This is a genomic window from Synechococcus sp. OH2, from assembly GCF_047462155.1.
Classification (GTDB): domain Bacteria; phylum Cyanobacteriota; class Cyanobacteriia; order Thermostichales; family Thermostichaceae; genus Thermostichus.
This window is the reverse complement of record NZ_JANSIR010000092.1, coordinates 3,970-7,915: the sequence shown is the minus strand read 5'-3', so window position 1 is coordinate 7,915 and position 3,946 is coordinate 3,970. Positions and strand designations below refer to the sequence as shown.

Below are 3,946 nucleotides of genomic sequence, written 5' to 3'. Positions count from 1 at the left end.
TCGCACCGTCACAGAACCCCTGGGGGTAAACTTGATGGCATTGCCCACTAGATTGAGCATCACCTGCAGCAGGCGTTGGTAGTCGCCATAGAGCAAAATGGGCTCTGCCGTGGGGGGCAGGTAGAAGCTGAGCTGCAATCCCTTTTGACTGGCCTGCAAACTGGTTTTGGCCTCCACATCCTTGAAGAGGACTTGCAGGTCGCAGGGCTGAAACTCCAACTGCATTTTGCCTGCCTCGATCTTGGCGATGTCCAGCACGTCGTTGATCAAGGCCAACAGGTGCAGGGCCGAGCGGTAGGCTTCCTGCAAAAAGTCCAGCTCCTCTTCTCGGCTTTCGGCCATTCCGTCCAGCACCAGCCTAATAAAGCCGATGATCCCGTTGAGAGGGGTGCGCAGCTCATGGGAAGTATTGGCCAAGAATTGACTTTTCAGTTGGTTGGCCGATTCTGCTTGGGCACGGGCCTGCTCCAGCTCTTTGTTTTTCTGGCGCAGTGTCTGGTTGGCCAACTGCAGGCGAGTGGCCAGTTGGCGGCTTTGATCCAGCAAGATGGCGTGGGCAATCGCCGTGCCCAGGTAGGTGGCGATGCTCTGCAGCACCTGGAGGTGGCCGGCCTGCCAGACGGGGGCTTCGTTGGGGGGCAACACTTCCAGCCAGAGCAGGCTGTTGGCATAGCCCCGGTAAGACATGGCGATGGCCAGATGGCGTCCCATCACCACCGGCTCTTCTTGACGAAGGGCTTGCAGCAGAGGCGGGTGATCCGCCAGACGCAACGTCTGGTTCAACAGCGAGGGATCCCCTGGGTTGCGGCGGTACTCGGCGTTAACCGTGAGGGAGTCCTGCCCCACTTCGTAGAGGGCCAACAGGCAGCGATCCACCCCAAACAACCGCCCCAACTGCTCCACCGTCTGCTGGCACAGCTCGCGGATATCCAGGGAGTGGCCGATGTTGCGCAGCAACTGGGCCGTGATCCCCGGCACCGGGTTGGTCAGAAGGGGATGGGGCTGGGCAGTAGAGCTGCTGGCTCCGCCGGCCAAGTTGAAAGGCGTTGCCCCCAACACCTTGCCCACCACCGAGACGGCCACCACCTCCCCCTCCATGTCCCGCACCGGGTTGAGGCAAAGATGCAAGTGCAACTTGTAGCGGGGAGAGATCACCTGACACTGGTGCTGCAAGGGATCCCCACTCGCAAACACCTGCTCGAGCTTGGCTTGGTACTCCTCCGCATTAGCCACCTCCCAGCTTTGCTGTCCGCTCAGGATCTGCGGCGGGTAGATAGCGTAGTTCTCAGCACCCTCCCAATAAAAACTCCAGAAACGCTGCTGGCGATCCTGGGTGTAGAAAATTAGATCTGGTTGGAGGACACCCATTGGGGAAGAGGCCATCATTGCGTCGGAAAAACAGAGCTCTTCGGCCTGAAGCCTCAGGTTTTCGCAGAGGAAGCTGGGCTGGAGTCCTTGTTGAGTCGGGCAAAGATCATCCGGCCCGCCGAGGTTTGAATGGCGCTGGTCACCACAACAGAGCGGGTCTTGCCCAGAGAGCGCTGTCCCTCTTCCACCACCACCATCGTGCCGTCCTCCAGATAGCCTACCCCCTGGCCCGGCTCCTTGCCTTCGCGGGTAATCTTGATCTCGAAGCTATCGCCAGCAATGTAGATGGGTCGCAGCGCTTCGGCCAGCTCGTTCACGTTCAGCACCTTGATCCCCTGCAGCGTGGCCACCTTTTTCAGGTTGTAATCGGTGGTCACCAGCGTTCCCCCCACATTTTGGGCAAGGCGCACCAGCTTCTCGTCCACGGTGGTCAGATCCGGGTAGTTGGCTTCGTGAATCACAAAGCGCTCGGGGTAAGACTGGCGCAGCGCTTGCAGCGTATCCAACCCTCTGCGACCTCGCTCCCGTTTTTGCGGATCGGCTTTGTCGGCAATGGTTTGCAGCTCCGCGATGACAAAGCGAGGGATCACCAGCGTCCCCTCCAAAAAGCCCGTCTCGATCAACTGGGCCACGCGCCCGTCGATGATCGAGCTGGTGTCCAAAACCTTGGCGCTGGCCGCCACCACACTGCCTTCTGCCGCCGCCTGCAGGGCGTAGTTGGGGTTGAACAGGCGCAGGAGTGCAGGGCCATGGGTATCGGCCAAACTTACCCCCAAGTAGGCAAAGGACAGGCTAAAAAAGATGGAGGCCAGTGGCTCAATAAAGTTATTGAGCTGCTGGGGCAGGGGCAACAAATAGACAGGAGCCATGGCCAAATTGGCAATCACCAGGCCAATCACCAGCCCCACCGAGCGGCTGATCAACACATCCGGCGGCAGCGAGCGTACATTGGCCTCGAAGCGGCGGTAGCCCCAGCGCACCAGGGATCCCAAAGCCAAACCCGCCAGGACACCAAAGCCGCTGGTAACCACGCGCGCCCCCTCCACATTGGCCCCCTGGATGGCGGCAGGAGGGAGCAGATCCAGGCCGTAGAATCCGAGACCTGCCCCGGCCAACATGAAGATCCCAATCAGCAAGACATCTAACATGGCGAAGAAAGCGCCCCTGCTCAGAATATGCTTGGGTCTGCTACTCGCAATAGGCAAATCCGACTCCTATTCTAGTCTTCTGGCTGAAGAGAGGGATCTCATCCCCCACCCCGAAAGAAGGAGACTATGCTGAAGAAAGGCCATCCCTCCCTGGCTTGGGGGGTGAGGCGAGAAATGGCTACAATCAACGTCTTAGGCAAGGTCTCAGCAAAGCTGGAAGCAACTATGGCACAAGCACTGGAATTGAACGCCGAAAATGTGGAAAAAGTGTTGGACGAGCTGCGCCCCTACCTGCAAGCCGATGGCGGCAATGTAGAGCTGGTGGAAATCGACGGACCGGTGGTGAAGCTGCGCCTACAGGGGGCCTGTGGCGCCTGCCCCAGTTCCACCCTGACCTTAAAAATGGGCATCGAGCGCAAGTTGCGGGAGAGCATTCCCGACATCCTGGAAGTAGAACAGGTGTTCTGAGGGCTCTGCCGCTTCTGGTCTGTTATCTTGGTTCCCTAGGGCAGCAGGTGCAGCCGTCGCTGTGACTCTCTGCCTCTTGACCTTTTTTCCTTCTTTCCTTCAAGCCAGCCCATGCCTGTCCTCCTCTCCATCGCCATCCTCGCCCTGCTGATCCTGGTGCATGAGGCGGGACACTTCGCGGCAGCCAAACTCCAAGGGATCCACGTCAACCGCTTTTCGCTGGGGTTTGGCCCGGTGCTGTGGCGCTACCAGGGCAAGGAGACGGAGTACGCCATTCGCGCCCTGCCGTTGGGGGGCTACGTGGGCTTTCCCGACGATGACGAGCGCTCCCCCTACCCGCCCGACGACCCGGATCTGCTGAAGAACCGCCCTGTTGCGGATCGCCTGGTGGTGATGAGCGCGGGGGTGATGGCCAACCTGGCCTTTGCCTACCTGGTGCTGGTGCTGATGTTTGCTTCGGTGGGGATCCCCTCGGTTACGCGCATCCAGCCTGGCATTCTCATTGCTCAGGTGATGCCGGATAGCCCGGCGGAGCAAGCTGGCTTGCAGGCGGAAGATGTGGTGTTGCGGGCGGCCGACCACGACTACAGCACAGTTGCCGACGAGACCTCGGCCTTGGCAGCTCTCAATGATTTTCAGGCGTTGATTCGCCGCAGCGAAAACCAGCCCGTCCCTCTGCAGGTGCAGCGAGGGGAAGGGGATCCCATTCTGGAGATCACGGTGATTCCCGAGATGCGGGGAGAGGTGGTGGCCATTGGGGTCAACCTGGCCCCCAACCAAGAGGTGACACTGCGCCCGGCCCAGAGCCTGGCAGAGATCTTTGCCGAAGCCGGGAATGCCTACCAGCGCCTGGTGATGATGAACATCAGTGGCCTGCAGCAGCTCCTGCAGAACTTCCAAAACACGGCCACCCAGGTATCCGGGCCGGTGGGGATTGTCAAGATTGGTGCCGACTTGGCGCG

The 3,946-nt window shown here is 60.0% G+C and carries 4 protein-coding genes; 2 read left to right on the top strand and 2 right to left on the bottom strand.

All coding sequences use genetic code 11. The annotated features are described in order from the left end of the window. Together NW835_RS08290 and NW835_RS08285 are read right to left on the bottom strand one after the other, a co-directional pair. Positions 1 to 1,368: histidine kinase dimerization/phospho-acceptor domain-containing protein (locus NW835_RS08290; protein WP_414415023.1), on the bottom strand; the 1,368-nt coding region annotated here is incomplete at its 3' end. Positions 1,369 to 1,421: 53 nt separating this feature from the next. Beyond that, entirely contained in the window at positions 1,422 to 2,516 is a 1,095-nt protein-coding gene (locus NW835_RS08285; protein WP_414365782.1) for a PIN/TRAM domain-containing protein, read from the bottom strand. Between the two features lie 225 nt (positions 2,517 to 2,741). Here NW835_RS08285 and NW835_RS08280 point away from each other — a divergent pair, with 225 nt between their 5' ends. Together NW835_RS08280 and NW835_RS08275 are read left to right on the top strand one after the other, a co-directional pair. Then, positions 2,742 to 2,984 carry a NifU family protein gene (locus NW835_RS08280; RefSeq protein WP_414365781.1) on the top strand — a complete coding sequence of 81 codons (243 nt, stop codon included), beginning with the start codon at positions 2,742 to 2,744 and terminating at the stop codon, positions 2,982 to 2,984. 111 nt (positions 2,985 to 3,095) lie between these two features. Further along, positions 3,096 to 3,946 (top strand): M50 family metallopeptidase (locus NW835_RS08275; protein ID WP_414415022.1); only part of this gene is annotated, 851 nt, incomplete at its 3' end.